At 58.5% G+C, this 15,008-nt stretch carries 21 protein-coding genes and 1 riboswitch; of the genes, 8 read left to right on the forward strand and 13 right to left on the reverse strand.

Going from position 1 to position 15,008, the window contains the following annotated elements; genetic code table 11:
- Positions 1-55: 55 nt before the first annotated feature.
- Positions 56-225, reverse strand: a riboswitch (M-box (ykoK) riboswitch).
- 155 nt (positions 226-380) lie between these two features.
- A complete protein-coding gene (locus V1603_RS11400; protein WP_395313948.1) occupies positions 381-884 on the forward strand; it encodes a DedA family protein in 504 nt (167 codons plus the stop codon).
- 1 nt (position 885) lies between these two features.
- Here V1603_RS11400 and V1603_RS11405 read toward each other — a convergent pair whose 3' ends face one another.
- Positions 886-1,635, reverse strand: a complete 750-nt coding sequence (locus tag V1603_RS11405; RefSeq protein WP_163328684.1) for an SDR family oxidoreductase — start codon at positions 1,633-1,635, stop codon at positions 886-888.
- A gap of 100 nt (positions 1,636-1,735) precedes the next feature.
- On the opposite strand from V1603_RS11405, the gene V1603_RS11410 reads away from it, so the two are divergent.
- Positions 1,736-2,095, forward strand: a complete 360-nt coding sequence (locus V1603_RS11410; protein ID WP_116340796.1) for a helix-turn-helix domain-containing protein — start codon at positions 1,736-1,738, stop codon at positions 2,093-2,095.
- Between the two features lies 1 nt (position 2,096).
- Here V1603_RS11410 and V1603_RS11415 read toward each other — a convergent pair whose 3' ends face one another.
- Both V1603_RS11415 and V1603_RS11420 read right to left on the reverse strand, forming a co-directional pair.
- Positions 2,097-2,891 carry an SDR family NAD(P)-dependent oxidoreductase gene (locus tag V1603_RS11415; RefSeq protein ID WP_395313949.1) on the reverse strand — a complete coding sequence of 265 codons (795 nt, stop codon included), beginning with the start codon at positions 2,889-2,891 and terminating at the stop codon, positions 2,097-2,099.
- 125 nt (positions 2,892-3,016) lie between these two features.
- Entirely contained in the window at positions 3,017-3,460 is a 444-nt protein-coding gene (locus V1603_RS11420) for a helix-turn-helix domain-containing protein (RefSeq protein WP_192983045.1), read from the reverse strand.
- A 152-nt stretch (positions 3,461-3,612) separates the two neighbouring features.
- Here V1603_RS11420 and agp point away from each other — a divergent pair, with 152 nt between their 5' ends.
- Positions 3,613-4,854, forward strand: coding sequence for a bifunctional glucose-1-phosphatase/inositol phosphatase (gene agp / locus V1603_RS11425; RefSeq protein WP_233002330.1), 1,242 nt, complete (start codon positions 3,613-3,615; stop codon positions 4,852-4,854).
- 33 nt (positions 4,855-4,887) lie between these two features.
- On the opposite strand, the gene V1603_RS11430 is transcribed toward agp, so the two are convergent.
- Positions 4,888-5,115 carry a YccJ family protein gene (locus tag V1603_RS11430; protein ID WP_014883300.1) on the reverse strand — a complete coding sequence of 76 codons (228 nt, stop codon included), beginning with the start codon at positions 5,113-5,115 and terminating at the stop codon, positions 4,888-4,890.
- A gap of 20 nt (positions 5,116-5,135) precedes the next feature.
- The gene (gene wrbA, locus V1603_RS11435) at positions 5,136-5,732 is read right to left on the reverse strand and encodes an NAD(P)H:quinone oxidoreductase (protein WP_041910554.1); all 597 of its coding nucleotides are present in this window, start codon (positions 5,730-5,732) and stop codon (positions 5,136-5,138) included.
- Positions 5,733-6,122: 390 nt separating this feature from the next.
- Between wrbA and V1603_RS11440 the strand changes: the two genes are divergently transcribed.
- The 4 genes from V1603_RS11440 (at position 6,123) to V1603_RS11455 (ending at position 8,188) form a co-directional block, all read left to right on the forward strand.
- On the forward strand, positions 6,123-6,293 hold the full coding sequence (locus V1603_RS11440; RefSeq protein ID WP_023311077.1) for a general stress protein: 171 nt from the start codon (positions 6,123-6,125) through the stop codon (positions 6,291-6,293).
- Positions 6,294-6,411: 118 nt separating this feature from the next.
- The gene (locus tag V1603_RS11445; RefSeq protein ID WP_395313950.1) at positions 6,412-7,329 is read left to right on the forward strand and encodes a DMT family transporter; all 918 of its coding nucleotides are present in this window, start codon (positions 6,412-6,414) and stop codon (positions 7,327-7,329) included.
- Positions 7,330-7,390: 61 nt separating this feature from the next.
- Entirely contained in the window at positions 7,391-7,660 is a 270-nt protein-coding gene (locus V1603_RS11450; protein ID WP_008499829.1) for a DUF1778 domain-containing protein, read from the forward strand.
- A gap of 27 nt (positions 7,661-7,687) precedes the next feature.
- Positions 7,688-8,188, forward strand: coding sequence for a GNAT family N-acetyltransferase (locus V1603_RS11455; RefSeq protein ID WP_395313978.1), 501 nt, complete (start codon positions 7,688-7,690; stop codon positions 8,186-8,188).
- Positions 8,189-8,248: 60 nt separating this feature from the next.
- Here V1603_RS11455 and rutG read toward each other — a convergent pair whose 3' ends face one another.
- From rutG to rutA, 7 genes are read right to left on the reverse strand one after another with little or no spacing between them, the layout of a single operon-like run.
- Positions 8,249-9,571 (reverse strand): pyrimidine utilization transport protein G, encoded by a 1,323-nt coding sequence (gene rutG, locus V1603_RS11460; protein WP_395313951.1) that lies wholly within the window; start codon positions 9,569-9,571, stop codon positions 8,249-8,251.
- A gap of 21 nt (positions 9,572-9,592) precedes the next feature.
- Entirely contained in the window at positions 9,593-10,084 is a 492-nt protein-coding gene (gene rutF, locus V1603_RS11465; RefSeq protein WP_269837412.1) for an NADH-dependent FMN reductase RutF, read from the reverse strand.
- A gap of 12 nt (positions 10,085-10,096) precedes the next feature.
- Positions 10,097-10,687, reverse strand: a complete 591-nt coding sequence (locus V1603_RS11470; protein ID WP_163328696.1) for a malonic semialdehyde reductase — start codon at positions 10,685-10,687, stop codon at positions 10,097-10,099.
- Positions 10,688-10,696: 9 nt separating this feature from the next.
- A complete protein-coding gene (gene rutD / locus V1603_RS11475; RefSeq protein WP_233002335.1) occupies positions 10,697-11,497 on the reverse strand; it encodes a pyrimidine utilization protein D in 801 nt (266 codons plus the stop codon).
- Between the two features lie 7 nt (positions 11,498-11,504).
- On the reverse strand, positions 11,505-11,891 hold the full coding sequence (gene rutC, locus V1603_RS11480) for a pyrimidine utilization protein C (protein ID WP_008499822.1): 387 nt from the start codon (positions 11,889-11,891) through the stop codon (positions 11,505-11,507).
- A gap of 11 nt (positions 11,892-11,902) precedes the next feature.
- Positions 11,903-12,592 carry a pyrimidine utilization protein B gene (gene rutB, locus V1603_RS11485; RefSeq protein ID WP_233002336.1) on the reverse strand — a complete coding sequence of 230 codons (690 nt, stop codon included), beginning with the start codon at positions 12,590-12,592 and terminating at the stop codon, positions 11,903-11,905.
- Positions 12,592-13,683: a pyrimidine utilization protein A gene (gene rutA, locus V1603_RS11490; RefSeq protein ID WP_233002337.1), complete on the reverse strand. Its 1,092-nt coding sequence runs from the start codon at positions 13,681-13,683 to the stop codon at positions 12,592-12,594. Before rutA ends, rutB begins: the two co-directional genes overlap by 1 nt.
- A 245-nt stretch (positions 13,684-13,928) precedes the next feature.
- Between rutA and rutR the strand changes: the two genes are divergently transcribed.
- Positions 13,929-14,567, forward strand: a complete 639-nt coding sequence (gene rutR / locus V1603_RS11495) for an HTH-type transcriptional regulator RutR (protein ID WP_233002338.1) — start codon at positions 13,929-13,931, stop codon at positions 14,565-14,567.
- On the opposite strand, the gene V1603_RS11500 is transcribed toward rutR, so the two are convergent.
- Positions 14,564-14,959, reverse strand: coding sequence for a lysozyme inhibitor LprI family protein (locus V1603_RS11500; protein WP_116340757.1), 396 nt, complete (start codon positions 14,957-14,959; stop codon positions 14,564-14,566). The genes rutR and V1603_RS11500 overlap by 4 nt on opposite strands.
- Positions 14,960-15,008: the final 49 nt, after the last annotated feature.

Raw genomic sequence — 15,008 nt, forward strand, 5'->3', positions numbered from 1 at the left:
ATTCCCTTTGAATAATAACATCTCTCAGGGGCGAGCAAGACAGGGCATGTCGAAGAGGAGATCCCCACGTCCTGAGTTCAGCACTGTACACCGTATCCCGCAAGGGAAGTTATACTGACAAAGCCTTGATTCGACAGTGCCTGTTTTACCCTGTGCCGGTTCTCTCGAACCCACCAGAGCGATAACGTGTATTTGTACAGGAGCCTCGCCATAACGAGATCGTTGTAAAACGAGAGAAATAATACGCTTATTTGATATTACCGCTCGGGAAATTAAATAATGTTTAAGGATGGTTTAGATAAACCTTATTAGTAAAATGTTGAGGGTTTATTTAAGGTTATTCCTTTTAAATGGAGGATTAATTAACCGGGGGGCGGAAAATGGCGTGGGTTGATAATTTGCTGAATCATTTTGCGCTGTATCCGACACATCTGTTCGCGCTGTTATTCGTGATGGCGCTGAGCAAGTCCACGGTGCTGATCTCTTCCGTGCTGCCACCCGCCTCGGTGATGCTGCTGGCGGGCATAACCGTCAGCCACGGGAGCATGCATCCTGCGCTGGCGTGGCTCGCCGTGGTGCTGGGGGCAACGGCGGGGTCGGTGCTGAATTACCATATCGGCCAGCTGATGGGGCACACCCGGCTGGTCACGCGTTTCACCTCAAAGCATGCCGATAAGTTCTTGCGGGTACAGCATCAGCTGCAAAAGAACGGCGTTGTTGTGCTGTTTACGTCGCGCTTTCTGGCGGTGTTGCGTTATATCGTGCCGCTGGCGGCGGGGATGCTCAGGCTGAACGCCGTCAAGGTCTACGCCGTCAGCCTGCTTTCCGCCAGCGCGTGGGCGGCGCTGTATGTCGGCGCGGTCACCGGCATCAGCGCCTTATGAGTTACAGACTTCCCATACCGCCGTCCACCAGCAGCTCCGTCCCTACCGTGTAGCTCGACTCGTCTGACGCCAGATAGAGCGCGGCTTTTGCCAGCTCCGTCGTCGAGCCCATTCTGCCGAGCGGCACCAGCTTGATGATGTCCGCCATCATCGCGCTAAGCGTCTCTTCGCTTAAGCCTGTCTTCGTAAACGCCGGGGTTTCCACCGGGCCGGGGCTCAGGCCGTTGACGCGGATCCCGCGCGGCAGCAGCTCCGCCGACAGGGTGCGCGCCAGCGACAGCAGGGCGGCCTTGCTCGCGGCATACACGCTGCTGGTGGGCAGGCCGATGCGCGCGCTCACGGAGCCGCAGAGGATCACCGACGACGGGTTATTCAGCAGCGGCAGCAGCGCCTGAATTAAAAAGAACGGTCCCTTCAGGTTGATGCCCATCAGGCGGTCCCAGGCTTCTTCCTGCCACGCTTCCAGCGGCGCGTGCGTCACGTCGCCTGCGTTGAGAAACACCGCGTCCAGGCGCGGCCAGCGGGCGGCGAGGGTTTCCGCCAGCGCGCGTTGCGCTGTGATATCTCCCGCATCGGTCGGGATCACCCAGGCCTTATCGCCCAGAATACGTTCTGCTTCGGCAAGGGTGGCCGGGTTGCGTCCGGTCACGGCGACGTGCGCCCCTTCGGCGATAAACGCCTGCGCGGTGGCAAGACCAATACCGCTGGTGCCGCCGGTAATCAGCGTATATTTATCTGTTAAACGACCCATGTTCTTCTCCTGAAAAGTCACTGGAGAAAGCACTATAGAAACGTTAGTATCGAAAGGAAACCAGGTACCAAATGGATACTAAAGAGGCAAGAGGTGTGCTATGGCGGAAATGCTGACTGAGTGCTGTGAAAAAAAATCTGAGGTTTATACCTGCCCGATGACGCAGTTTGTCAACCTGATTTCCGGCAAATGGGCAATCCCGATCCTCTATCGCCTGATTGTGATCAACGCGCCCGTCCGCTTCGGCGATCTGCTGCGGGCGGCTGCCCCCATCACCCAGAAAGAGCTGACGAAGCAGTTGCGCCTGTTTGAACAGCGCGGGCTGGTGACGCGGACGGTCTACCCGGAGATCCCGCCGCGCGTGGAGTATCAGATAACCGGGCTGGGGTTAACCCTGCAGGATGCACTCTCCCCGCTGGCCGCCTGGATGAGCGAGTACGGCGACCAGCTGGAGCGTTAAGCTACTGCCTCAAGTAGCGCGGTGCCGGAATACCGGTGCGCGCGCTGTTAAACAGCTCAAGTCGCGCCGCTTCGTAGCGGTCCCACAGGGTGGCGTCATGCATCGGCGGAATAGTGATCGCTTCGCCCTGATCCAGACCCGCCAGTGACGCATCGACCATATCGTCGGTGGTCATCACCGACCCTTCCGGCAGATCGTTCACCGTAACCCCTGAATGGCTCCAGATCTCCGTCGCCGTGGCGGCGGGCAGCACCGCCTGAATGCGCACGCTGCTGTCGGCAAATTCTTCCTGCAGCCCGCGGGTAAAGCTCAGCACCCAGGCTTTGGTGGCGCTGTAGAGCGCGCTGCCCGCACGGACATGCAGCGATAGCACCGAGGCGATATTGATCAGCGTCCCGCGATTGTTCTGCGCCAGACGGGGCAGGATGGCGTAGGTCAGACGCATCAGCGCCGTGGTATTGAGGGTATTGATGGCCTGGTGCTGCGCCACATCGCCCGCGAGGAACGGCGCCATCTGTGCGGTGCCCGCGTTGTTTACCAGCGTATCGATGGCGGTATTGCTGCGCAGCTCCTCTTCCACGGTGCGGATCCCGGCTTCATCGGTAAGATCGGCCACCAGAATGTCGACGGCCACGCCATAGCGCGCGCGCAGGTCGGCAGCGAGGGTTTTCAGGCGTTCCTCGCGGCGGGCAACCAGCACCAGGTTGGCACCGCGCGCGGCAAGACGATCGGCATAAACGGCACCGATCCCGGAAGAGGCACCCGTAATCAGGGCGGTAGTGATTTGCGTAGTCATCGTGTGTTACCTCAAAGCAAAGTGGTTTGTTTGGTTTCAATATGAAACTGAATTAACTCTCTGCTATTTGGTTTTATAATGCAACCATTTTGCTGGGCATTTTGTGCTTTTGCCGTCGGGAACGATCAGGAGGGGAGTTTAGCCACGATCTCTTCAGGTGTCAGTTCGCGCCCGTCGTCGGCGATAAGCTTCAGTTTACGCAGCGGTTTTCGCTGTTCGCTATCGACCAGCACGGTGCCGCATTCGTTTTCCGCAAACAAAAATTCATTGCCCCACTGGGAGAGGGCGACCAGCACCGTTTGCAGGGCGCGCCCTTTATCGGTCAGGACATACTCCTGCCAGGCGCTGCCGTCGGAGGCGGGCTGAAGCCGGAGTATCCCTTCGTCGACCAGCAGTTTTAGCCGCGTGGTCAGCATGTTTTTTGCGATACCGAGGCTTTTCTGGAACTCGCCGAAGCGTTTAATCCCGCGCAGCGCGTCGCGTACAATCAGCAGCGACCACCAGTCGCCGATGATATCCAGCGAACGGGCGACGGGGCAGGTGCTCTCTTCAAGGCGGGTACGTTTCACGGTCAATTCTCCGGTGGTGTGTGGTTTTATTATAAAACTTATTGGCACCTACCGTAAGCACGTTAATCATCAGTTTGAGAAATGCTTCCCGAAAAAACTGTCACGAATCTGTCACACTCACTGGAACATTAAAAAAGCGTGAGGAACGAGGGATGAGAAAAGCACTACTCGCAGTTGCCGTGGCAGTTACCCTTTCAATGACCTTTGGTGCACAGGCGCAGGAGACGCCGGAAGGCTATCAGCTGGAGCAGGTGTTAATCATGAGTCGCCATAACCTGCGCGCGCCGCTCGCCAATAACGGCAGCGTGCTGGAGCAGTCCACGCCGAAGCAGTGGCCGGAGTGGGAAGTGCCGGGCGGTCAGCTCACTACCAAGGGTGGCGTGCTGGAAGTCTATATGGGCCATTACATGCGCGAGTGGCTGGCGCAGCAGGGGATGGTGAAGACGGGAGAGTGCCCGCCAGCAGATAGCGTGTATGCTTACGCCAACAGCCTGCAGCGTACCGTCGCGACCGCGCAGTTCTTCATTACCGGTGCGTTCCCGGGCTGCGACGTTCCCGTACATCATCAGGAAAAAATGGGCACCATGGACCCGACCTTTAATCCGGTGATTACCGACAACTCGCCGGAATTCCGCGAAAAAGCGCTCAAGGCGATGGAGACCGAGCGGCAGAAAATGCAGCTTGGCGAAAGCTATAAGCTGCTGGAGCAGCTGACGAACTACGCGGATTCCCCGTCCTGCAAGGAGAAAAAGGTCTGCTCGCTGGCGGAAGCGAAAGATACCTTCAGCGCCGACTATGAAAAAGAGCCTGGCGTTTCCGGGCCGCTGAAGGTGGGTAACTCGCTGGTGGATGCGTTTACGCTGCAGTATTACGAAGGCTTCCCGGCCGACCAGGTGGCCTGGGGCGAAATCAAAACCGACCAGCAGTGGCGCGTGCTGTCGAAGCTGAAGAACGGCTATCAGGACTCGCTGTTTACCTCGACCGAGGTGGCGCAAAACGTGGCGAAGCCGCTGGTGAAATATATCGATAAAACCCTGGTCACCGAACAGGCAAAAGCGCCGAAAATCACCCTGCTGGTGGGGCACGATTCGAACATCGCTTCACTGCTCACCGCGCTGGATTTCAAGCCGTATCAGCTGCACGACCAGCAGGAGCGTACCCCGATTGGTGGCAAAATTGTCTTCCAGCGCTGGCATGACAAAAACAGCAATCAGGAGCTGATGAAAATTGAGTATGTCTATCAGAGCTCGGAGCAGCTGCGAAACGCCAGCGTGCTATCGCTGCAGTCGCCCGCGCAGCGCGTGACGCTGGAGCTGAAGGGCTGCCCGGTGGATGCGAACGGCTTCTGTCCTGTCGATAAATTCAATGCGGTGATGAATAACGCGGCGAAGTAAAGGAGAACCCCCCGCTGCGGCGGGGGGAAACGCTTAAACGTTTTTACGTTCGATCGTTTGCTCGCCCCAGAAGAGCGAGTCTTTGTCCGTTTTTTCGAAGGCGCGCACCAGCACTTCGTCGCTGCCTTCTTCCCAAATCTGCTCCGCCAGCTTTTCATCGTACTTCGCGACTTCAAAGATAGCTTCGGCAATCTCCGGAGAGGTATTGCGTAAACTTGCCCATTCGCCCACGCGGTGGGCTTTGGATTCTTGAGTTGGCATGCTTGTCCTCCTGTTGGGTATTAGCCGTTGAGTTTTTTGGCGAGACCCGCGACGTATTCACCCTGATAGCGGGCGATAGAGAGTTCTTCATTGCTTGGCTGACGCGAGCCATCCCCACCGGCAATGGTGGTTGCGCCGTACGGCGTGCCGCCGCGCACCTGGGAAACGTCAAACAGCTCCTGCGCGCCGTAGCCAATCGGCACGATTACCATCCCGTGATGGGCAAGGGTAGTCCAGGTTGAGGTAATCGTCTGCTCCTGGCCGCCGCCGGTGCCGGTAGAGCTGAATACGCTGGCGAGTTTGCCGTAGAGCGCCCCGGACGCCCAAAGCCCGCCGGTTTGATCGAGGAAGGTTCGCATCTGGCCTGACATATTGCCGAAGCGGGTCGGAGTGCCGAAGATAATCGCATCATACTCCGCCAGCTCCTGCGGAGTGGCGACCGGGGCGTTTTGTGTTTTTCCCCCGGCTTTGGCGAAGGCTTCCGCCTGCATGGTTTCCGGTACGCGCTTCACCACAACCTCAACGCCGTCCACCCTGTTTGCGCCTTCTGCTACCGCGTGAGCCATGGTTTCAATGTGTCCATACATGGAATAATAGAGCACCAGAACTTTTGCCATTTTGCATCACTCCTCGTTGGTTTTTCTGACAGCGGATCGCTGCGTTCTTTTAAAGATATGTCATCACGGCCAGACTGCAAAAATGAACGGCATTTCTTTGATTTATAACAATATGGTGGGTAAACAGGTTTGTAGCAAAATGAAACAACTTTCTCGCCGCCGTTTTTTGAAATGATAAGAAAGGTTTATGAGTCTCCGTCGCGTCAACTCACCCGAAAGACTGAGATCATGTTGCAGGATATTACCTGTGACTTGCCGGATAGCCTCAGTCCACTAAGCTTAGTTTCACGCGGCACAGATAAAGGCGCTGTCCTTGAGCCGCGAGGTGAAAGAATCCTCTTTTACTGAATGCAATATGATGTCTAATGTTTCACACTCTGGAGGTTAGAGATGGCAAACCATCGTGGTGGTTCAGGTAATTTCGCTGAAGACCGTGAAAGAGCATCAGAAGCAGGTCGTAAAGGTGGCCAGCACAGCGGGGGGAACTTCAAAAATGACCCTCAGCGCGCATCAGAGGCTGGTAAAAAAGGGGGGAAAAACAGCCACGGCAGCAGTAAGTAACACGCCGGGTTGACTCCCTGCCGCCGGGTTTCCCCCGGCGGTTTTTTTATTTCTGCAACATTGAACTGTAACCAAAGGCGACGCACACTAGAGAATTGATCTCACTTGCTGGTGCCGCATGTCCGTCTCACGCTTTAAATTTTCCGTAAAACCGCAGGAAGCTATCCTCATTCTCATCACCATGTTCTGGGGCGGGACCTTTCTGGCCGTCCAGTACGCGGTGACCCTCAGCGATCCCTTCTTTTTCGTTGGCCTGCGCTTCGCGACGGCGGCGATAGCCGTGGGGCTGATATCCCTTAAAACGCTGCGGGGCCTGACGCTGAAAGAGCTCAAGGCGGGCGTGGCGATTGGGGTGGCAATAGCGATGGGCTACAGCCTGCAGACGTGGGGGTTGCAGACCATCTCCAGCAGCAAATCCGCGTTTATCACAGCGATGTATGTGCCGCTGGTGCCGCTTTTGCAGTGGCTCTGTCTCGGCAGAATTCCGGGCCTGATGTCCTGTATTGGCATCGTGCTGGCGTTTATCGGCCTGATCCTGCTGGCCGGGCCGGAAAATAACCTGCTGGCGCTGGGGCCGGGCGAAATCATCACCCTGATTGGGGCGATTGCCATTGCGGCGGAAATTATTCTGATTAGCGCCTGGGCGGGCAAGGTCGACGTCAAACGGGTGACGGTGGTGCAGCTCGCCACCGCGTCGCTGGTGGCGTTTGCGACGATGGTGCCGGCAGGGGAGTCCGTACCGCCGATCTCCACCGGGCTGGTGGTGGTCGCACTGGGGCTGGGCATCTTCAGCGCCATTATTCAGGTCACCATGAACTGGGCGCAGCGCAGCGTATCGCCAACCCGCGCGACGGTGATTTATACCGGAGAACCGGTCTGGGCGGGGATTTTCGGACGTATTGCAGGTGAGCGTTTACCGCTGCTCGCGCTGGTGGGCGCGGCATTTATTGTCGCCGGGGTGCTGGTGAGCGAGTTAAAGCTCAGAAAGCGTCGGAGTGAGATCAGGGATTTGACGGTAAAAGAAGGTTTAGATTGAAAAAATGAACGAGCTTATCTACGATGTGTACGGATAAATACCGTACACGGTGAAGTAAACTATGCCAGCACTTAAAAAACAGCGTATCGATCTTCGCTTAACGGACGAAGACAAAACAATGATTGAAGAAGCTGCGGCGATGACGAACCAGACCATCACCCAGTTTATGGTGAACAGTGCGTCAGAGCGTGCTGCAGAGGTCATTGAGCAGCACCGTCGTCTCGTATTAAACGAAGCATCATGGAATGCGGTGATGGATGCCATTGACAATCCGCCTGAGCCAAACGAACGCTTGAAACGAGCAGCAAAACGTCTTCGAAACATGGAGTGAAGCGTCGTGGCAAATCTCACGATCGAAATGTTATCTGAGGGAACCGATTACGACTTCGAGGATTTTGATTGTGGAGAACCCTCGCTAAATGCCTTCCTTGCAGAACACCTGGTACGTCAGCACAATGGGCGTATTTTACGAGCCTACCTGCTTAAAGAGCGCGATCGTCCGCGCGTCCTGGGTTATTACACGTTATCGGGGAGCTGCTTTGAAAGAGCGATGCTTCCTTCTAAGACGCAGCAGCGCCGGATCCCTTATATCAACGTACCCAGCGTGACGCTGGGACGTCTGGCTGTAGATAAAACACTACAGGGAAACGAGTGGGGAGCAACGCTCGTTGCGCATGCTATGCGCGTTGTCTACCGGGCATCACAGGCTGTGGGAGTACACGGAATATTTGTTGATGCCCTTAACGAGCAGGCAAAACGATTTTATCTGAAGCAGGGGTTTATCCCGCTGACAGGTGAAAGCAGCCATTCTTTGTTCTTCCCTACAAAATCTATCGAACGGCTGTTTGAGCAAGAGTGATAGCTTTACATCCTGGCTCTCTTAAGAAATCTCCAGGTCGGGTCACCCGACCTGGAGATTTCACGAATCCTGATGTACCACCTCGCCCTGCGGCGCAGCGGCCATCCGGCGGCTCAGCAGGGCGTTAAGCAGGATCGCGCCGAAGGTCGCCGTACCAATTCCGCCAATCGTAAACCCGCCGAGCGTCAGGGCAAAATCGCCCGCGCCCAGCACCAGCGTGACCGCCACCATAATCAGGTTGCCGTTCTGGCTGAGGTCGACCCGATGCTGCACCCAGATACGCGCGCCGGCTACGGCGATCAGCCCGAACACCACAATCGACGCGCCGCCGATGACCGGTGACGGAATGGTGTGGATCAGCGCGCCGAACTTCGGTGAGAAGCCGAGCAGCATCGCCATCACCGCCGCCGCCACGAAGACCAGCGTGGAGTAAACTTTGGTCACCGCCATCACGCCGATGTTTTCGGCATAGGTGGTGACGCCGCTGCCGCCCACGGAACCGGAGAGCATAGTCGCCAGCCCGTCGCCGACGAACGCGCGGCCCATGTACGGGTCCATGCTGCGCCCGGTCATCCCCGCCACAGCTTTCAGGTGCCCCAGGTTTTCCGCCACCAGGATCACCGCCACCGGGGCGATAAGCATCATCGCCAGGGTGTTAAAGGTGGGTGAGGTCACCTTCGGCAGGCCGAACCAGGCGGCCTGGTGAAGCAGGGTAAAATCCACCGGCTTGCCGAGGCCAAAAACGTTGGCCAGCAGCGCATAAACCAGACAGGCAACAATCAGCCCGACCAGAATCAGCAGCCGCTGGATCATCCCCCGCGTAAATACCGCCACCAGGCCAATGCACAGCACCGTGATCACCGCCATCCAGCTTTCAAACGGCGAGGCGGAGACGCTTTTTACCGCAATTGGCGCAAGGTTCAGGCCAATCGCCATCACCACGGCGCCCGTCACGACGGGGGGCATCATCCGTTCGATCCAGCGGGTGCCGATCTTCATCACCACCAGCCCAATCAGGGTATAGACCAGACCGCAGGCGATGATACCGCCGAGGGCTACGCTCAGGTTGGGATTGATCCCCTGGCCGTTAAATCCGGTGGTGGCGATGACAACGCCGACAAAGGCGGCGCTGGAGCCGAGATAGCTGGGCACGCGTCCGCCGGTGACGAAAAAGAACAGCAGCGTGCCGATACCCGACATCAGAATAGAGAGGTTGGGGTCCAGCCCCATCAGCATTGGCATCAGTACCGTGGCGCCAAACATGGCGACCGCGTGCTGAACGCCCATCACCATCGTCTGCCCGAGCGGGAGGCGTTCATCCGGCGCGACCACGCCTGCTTCTGTGGAGGTCGATTTCAACTGCCAGTGGGGAAATCCGAACATGATCTGTCTCCTTAGAGCGGGTTAACAGGCGGGTCGCATAAGCGTGTGGTAGCCGCGGTCAAACCACACCAGCCCTTGCGGCGCGGGGTGGCGAACAATCGAAACAATGTCGCAAAACAGAATGTCGTGGGTGCCGACGCTCACCACCTGGCTGATGCGGCAGTCAAACGAGGCCAGCGCATCCTCCAGGCGCGGGCAGCCCGTGTCGCCCGTCTGCCAGCGGGCGGCGGAAAAGCGTTCCTCCATCGGCGTTTTCCCGCCAAACAGATTGGACAGCGGCTCCTGCCCGGCGCTCAGGGTATTCACGCACAGGGTGCGGTTTTCGCTAAACGTTGGCCAGACGGACGCGCCGCGGTTCAGACACACCAGCAGGGTGGGCGGTGAATCCGTGACGCTGCACACCGCGCTGGCGGTGAAGCCTGCCATCCCCGCCGGGCCGTCGGTGGTGATGATGTTGACCGCCGCGCCAACGCAGGCCATGGCGTCGCGAAAGGTTTGTTTATCCGGTGTCATCACGATCGCTCCTTACGCCAGTCCGCAGGCATCGTCGAAGGCCAGGCGCGGCAGGCGCCCGTAGAGTTTGCGGGTATCGCCGTAGCCAATGTTGATCAGCAGATTGCTTTTAAGCGTTGTGCCGGTGAAAAAGGCCTCGTCAACCTTTTGTCGGTCAAAGCCCGACATCGGGCCGGTGTCCAGCCCCAGGGCGCGACAGGCGAAAATCAGGTAGGCGGCCTGCATTGAGCTGTTGCGAAAGGCGGTCTCTTCCGCCAGCGCGTGGCTTGCGGTAAACCAGCTTCTGGCATCGCCGTGCGGGAACAGTTCAGGCAGGCGCTCGTAGAATTCACCGTCCCAGGCGACAATTGCCGTAACCGGGGCGGTGAGCGTTTTCTCCAGGTTGCCGCTGGAGAGCGCCGGGCGCAGCTTCTCTTTTCCCTCTGCGCTTCGCACAAACACAATCCGTGCCGGGGAGCAGTTGGCGGAGGTTGGCCCCCATTTCATCAGGTGGTAGATCTCGCGCAGCGTCTCGTCGCTGACCGGAATATCCAGCCAGCCGTTGTGGGTGCGGGCGCTGGTAAACAACGTTTCCAGCGCAGCGGGCGTAATGGCTTCGCTCATCAAGGCTCCTTATAAAGCGGGTTCAGGGCTGTGCAGCAGGCTGGCAAGCCCGTTCAGCAGCAGGGTGTTAAAGGTGTCCGGCTCGGTAACGTTGCAGGCATGCCCGCCCTGGCGCATTACCGCGCTGTGGCTGTGCGGGATCGCCGCCTGCAGCTCGGACGAGCAGACAGAGGGCACCAGCATGTCGTCGGCGGAACAGATGATCTGTACCGGGCAGAGGATCCGCGCGGCATGGCGGCTGAAGTCGGCCTTTTTCAGGGCGCTGAGCCTGTGCAGCAGGTTGGTTTTGCCCTGGAAATGGGCCAGCGCCAGCGCTTCTTCTGCCTCCAGGCGTGGCGCGCGGGCCGCCATCCAGTCTGCCGGATAGAGAAACAGCGGCTGCGCCTCGACCCACGCCTGTGCGCCGCCATAATGGAGCAGGCGCTCGCGGATCTGAAAGCAGCGTCGGGTGTGGGCGTTGAGGGTCAGCCAGCCGTTGACGCACACCAGCGCGGTGAGTGCTTCGGGCCTGTCGATGGCCAGCTGCAGGCCGACCAGCGCCCCCAGCGCGTGACCCACGACGCTGTAGCGGGCAATCCCGGCATCAGCCAGCGCCTGGGCCAGCTCGTCCGCCATCTGCGCAAGGCTGTACCCGTCCGGCAGGGTGTCGGGGTTATTGCCTGTTCCCCGCTGGTCATAGCACACCACCTGATACTCCGGCTCCAGCGCGGCCAGTTGGGGCAGCCAGTAGCTGCCGCTGCCGCCGAGACCGGAAATAAAGACCACTACTGGCGCGCCCTCATACGGGGGCGGCGAGACGGAGAGTTTCATGGCTGCCTCACTTCGCGATGTGCGCAACGGTGGCGATTTCAACCAGCGCGTCCGGCTTCACCAGCCCGCACTGAATGCAGAACCGGGCCGGTTTATCGCCGGGGAAGAACTCGGCGTAAATCTCGTTAATCGCGGCGTAGTTTTTCCAGTCGGTGATAAAGATGCTGTTGAAGGTCACGTCCTCCATGGTGCCACCCGCCGTTTCGATCACGGTTTTGATCGTCTCCAGCACGTGGCGGGTTTGCGCCTTTGGGTCGTTGATAAACACCACGTTGTTGTCTTTATCAAACGGCAGCGTGCCGGAGACATACACCACGCCGTCGGCGAGGGTGCCGGGAACAAACGGGGCAATCGGGGTGCTGGTCCCCGGCGGAATAATCACGGATTTTGGCATCAGGTGTCTCCTCAGGCGATACGGGCGAGCGGGGGAGTCAGGGCGTCGCAAAAATCACTGACGTTACTGACCCAGCCAAAAAAGGTTTCGATATTGAACAGGGCCGCTTTCTGGACGAATTCCGGCCCGGCCTGATGGGTCGCGTCTTCCAGCACCACGCCAAAATATTCGAGGAAAAAGCCGTCGCGCAGGGTCGACTCCACGCAGACGTTGGTGGCGATCCCGGTGAAGACCAGATGGCGAATGCCCCGGCTGCGCAGCAGGCTGTCGAGCGGGGTGTTAAAAAAGCCGCTATAGCGCGGTTTCGGCAGGACGATATCACCCGCCTGCGGTACCAGCTCGTCCACCAGCTGATAGTCCCAGCCGCCTTTTGCCAACAGCTTGCCCTGCAGTTCGGGCCGCCTGCGCATGGTTTTCAGGGCGTTCGACTTGTGGAAGTTGGGCGAGCCGGGGCCGCCGGCCTCGACGTACTGGTCATCCCAGCCGTTCTGAAACCAGATGATGAGCATCCCCGCTTCGCGCGCGGCGACGACGGCGGTTTTGATGTTCTCGATCACAGGCCTTGTGGCGGAGACGTCGAACCCCGCCAGGTCCAGATAGCCGCCTTTACTGGCGTAGGCGTTTTGCATATCCACCACGATCAGCGCGCTCTGCTCAGGCGCAAAGGTAATGGCTTCCGGGCGTGCGTTAAGGGTCGTCATTACGCCACCTCCTTCGTGACGGCAGGGATGTGGGCGCGGCACTGCATCAGCGGCTGGATGCGCTCGCCGAAGGTCTCCACGCCGGTGAGGAAATCATCGAAGGTCAGCAGGACGCCCTCGGCACCGGGTACGGTCGCCACTTCGTCAAGCATTCTGGCGACGCTGGCATACGAGCCAACCAGGGTGCCCATGTTGATATTGACGGCAGAGGTCGGGTCGGCCATCTGGCGCACGTTGGTATCCGCGCCGGAGCGGGTATCCTTCTGGCTCTGCTCCGTAAGCCAACTCAGGGCCTCCTCGTCGGCGCCGTCCTTATAGCGCTGCCATTTGGCGCGCGCGGCCTCGTCGGTTTCGTCGGCAATGACCATAAACAGCACGTAGGAGCCCACGTCGCGTCCGGTCCTGTCGGCGGCCTCTTTCATCCGCGCGGCGGTCGGGGCGAAGGCGGCAGGGGTGTTGACCCCTTTACCGAAGCAGAAGTTAAAGTCGGCGTATTTGGCGGAAAATTCCATCCCCGCGTCGCTTTGACCGGCGCAAATCACCTTCATCGGTACCGACGGCTGCGGGCTGACGCGGCAGTCGTTCATGGTGAAGAAGTCGCCCTTGAAATCGCTTTTGCCGGTGCCCCACAGATCGCGCAGGACCTGCACGTATTCGGTCAGGTAGTCGTAGCGCCGGGAGAAGTAATCGTCACCCGGCCAGAGCCCCATCTGCTCGTACTCCGGTTTTTGCCAGCCGGTGACCAGGTTAACGCCAAAGCGCCCGCCGGAGATGGAGTCGATGGTGGACGCCATGCGCGCCACGATCGCCGGGGGGAGAGTGAGGGTGGCGGCGGTGGCGTAGATTTGGATCCGCGAGGTGACCGCGGCCAGCCCGGCCATCAGGGTGAAGGACTCCAGGTTGTGATCCCAGAATTCGGTTTTACCGCCAAAGCCGCGCAGCTTGATCATCGAAAGAGCAAAGTCGAAATGGTAGTGCTCCGCTTTCTGCACGATGGCTTTATTCAGCTCGAAGGTCGGCATGTATTGCGGTGCAGTGGTCGAGATAAGCCAGCCGTTGTTGCCGATAGGTACAAATACGCCAATTTTCATCACGAACCTCTCTTCATTACGTCGCAGGTGTAACGGTGGTTTTGCAAAGGCGGTGCCAGTTTTGAAAATGGCTGTGTTATTAATGTGTTAATCAGAGGTTGGGGAATTGATGTCCGCAAATGTGGACTAACTGGTCAAAAACGTTGCACAGAAAACAGGCATTCATGCGCGATGGGAGTGCAGAATGTCGTGGCGAGACGGGGGTTTTGCTATGCTGAGGGCAACGCAGAATAAGGAGAGCGGGAATGGCACAAGGCGCAGTGAAAACACCAGGTAAACGTTCGCAGGCGGTGAGCGCCAAGAAGCAGGCGATCCTCAGCGCGGCGCTGGAGACCTTTTCGCAGTTTGGCATTCACGGCACGCGCCTGGAGCAGGTGGCGGAGCAGTCCGGGGTATCCAAAACCAATCTGCTCTACTATTACCCGTCGAAAGAGGCGCTGTACGTGGCGGTGATGCAGCAGATCCTCGATATCTGGCTGGCACCGCTGAAGGCCTTCCGTGAAGAGCTGGCCCCGCTGGTAGCGATCGAAGAGTATATTCGCCTGAAGCTGGAGGTGTCGCGCGATTACCCGCAGGCATCAAGGCTGTTTTGTCTTGAGATGCTACAGGGCGCGCCGCTGCTGCAGGCGGAACTCACCGGAGATTTAAAACAGCTGGTGGACGATAAGTCGGCCATTATTGCCGGATGGGTCGCCAGCGGAAAGCTAGCCCCGGTCGACCCGCATCATCTGATCTTTATGATTTGGGCCGCCACCCAGCATTACGCTGACTTTGCGGCCCAGGTTGAGGCGGTGACCGGCAAAACACTCCAGGACGAGGCGTTTTTCCAGAGTACGCTGGAAAACGTGCAGCGGATGATTATTGAAGGGATCCGCGCGCGCTAGTTCCCCGGCGGGAGAGGGCAGCTTAAGTCGCCCTCTTCACACTGCATCAGCGAGGCCAGAAACGCTTCACGCTCCACGGTTTTTTCCGCCAGGCACTGGTTAACAATCATTGGCTGGACGCTCCCGCCTTCCGTCCCCGAACCGATAAACGCGCAGTCCGCGTCGCGCAGGGCAATCCAGGCCTGCTGCGCCTTTTTCAGCAGGTCGCGCTGGGGAGCCGCTGCACGTTTAATGGCGGCCTGATAGGTCTGGTTGAGCTTTTTATCGGCAGCCTGGTACTGCTGCGCGCTACAGGTATTCATTTCAAGCTGGGTGGTTGCTTTGTCGCACTCGTTGGCCAGCGCGCTGGCGCTCAGCAGCAGTGCGGCACCGGCGATAAGATATCGTTTCATATACTCCCCAATAAAATAAGGCTCCGTCTCCGGAGCCTTATTAGCACAG

Origin of the sequence: Enterobacter sp. ECC-219 (assembly GCF_043966805.1) — a bacterium.
Lineage (GTDB): Bacteria > Pseudomonadota > Gammaproteobacteria > Enterobacterales > Enterobacteriaceae > Enterobacter > Enterobacter cloacae_N.

Coding starts and splice junctions, on each gene's coding strand:
- V1603_RS11400 (WP_395313948.1), top strand. CDS start 381: ATGGCGTGGGTTGATAATTTGCTGAATCATTTTGCGCTGTATCCGACA.
- V1603_RS11405 (WP_163328684.1), bottom strand. CDS start 1,635: ATGGGTCGTTTAACAGATAAATATACGCTGATTACCGGCGGCACCAGC.
- V1603_RS11410 (WP_116340796.1), top strand. CDS start 1,736: ATGGCGGAAATGCTGACTGAGTGCTGTGAAAAAAAATCTGAGGTTTAT.
- V1603_RS11415 (WP_395313949.1), bottom strand. CDS start 2,891: ATGACTACGCAAATCACTACCGCCCTGATTACGGGTGCCTCTTCCGGG.
- agp (WP_233002330.1), top strand. CDS start 3,613: ATGAGAAAAGCACTACTCGCAGTTGCCGTGGCAGTTACCCTTTCAATG.
- V1603_RS11430 (WP_014883300.1), bottom strand. CDS start 5,115: ATGCCAACTCAAGAATCCAAAGCCCACCGCGTGGGCGAATGGGCAAGT.
- wrbA (WP_041910554.1), bottom strand. CDS start 5,732: ATGGCAAAAGTTCTGGTGCTCTATTATTCCATGTATGGACACATTGAA.
- V1603_RS11440 (WP_023311077.1), top strand. CDS start 6,123: ATGGCAAACCATCGTGGTGGTTCAGGTAATTTCGCTGAAGACCGTGAA.
- V1603_RS11445 (WP_395313950.1), top strand. CDS start 6,412: ATGTCCGTCTCACGCTTTAAATTTTCCGTAAAACCGCAGGAAGCTATC.
- V1603_RS11450 (WP_008499829.1), top strand. CDS start 7,391: ATGCCAGCACTTAAAAAACAGCGTATCGATCTTCGCTTAACGGACGAA.
- V1603_RS11455 (WP_395313978.1), top strand. CDS start 7,688: ATGTTATCTGAGGGAACCGATTACGACTTCGAGGATTTTGATTGTGGA.
- rutG (WP_395313951.1), bottom strand. CDS start 9,571: ATGTTCGGATTTCCCCACTGGCAGTTGAAATCGACCTCCACAGAAGCA.
- rutF (WP_269837412.1), bottom strand. CDS start 10,084: ATGACACCGGATAAACAAACCTTTCGCGACGCCATGGCCTGCGTTGGC.
- V1603_RS11470 (WP_163328696.1), bottom strand. CDS start 10,687: ATGAGCGAAGCCATTACGCCCGCTGCGCTGGAAACGTTGTTTACCAGC.
- rutD (WP_233002335.1), bottom strand. CDS start 11,497: ATGAAACTCTCCGTCTCGCCGCCCCCGTATGAGGGCGCGCCAGTAGTG.
- rutC (WP_008499822.1), bottom strand. CDS start 11,891: ATGCCAAAATCCGTGATTATTCCGCCGGGGACCAGCACCCCGATTGCC.
- rutB (WP_233002336.1), bottom strand. CDS start 12,592: ATGACGACCCTTAACGCACGCCCGGAAGCCATTACCTTTGCGCCTGAG.
- rutA (WP_233002337.1), bottom strand. CDS start 13,683: ATGAAAATTGGCGTATTTGTACCTATCGGCAACAACGGCTGGCTTATC.
- rutR (WP_233002338.1), top strand. CDS start 13,929: ATGGCACAAGGCGCAGTGAAAACACCAGGTAAACGTTCGCAGGCGGTG.
- V1603_RS11500 (WP_116340757.1), bottom strand. CDS start 14,959: ATGAAACGATATCTTATCGCCGGTGCCGCACTGCTGCTGAGCGCCAGC.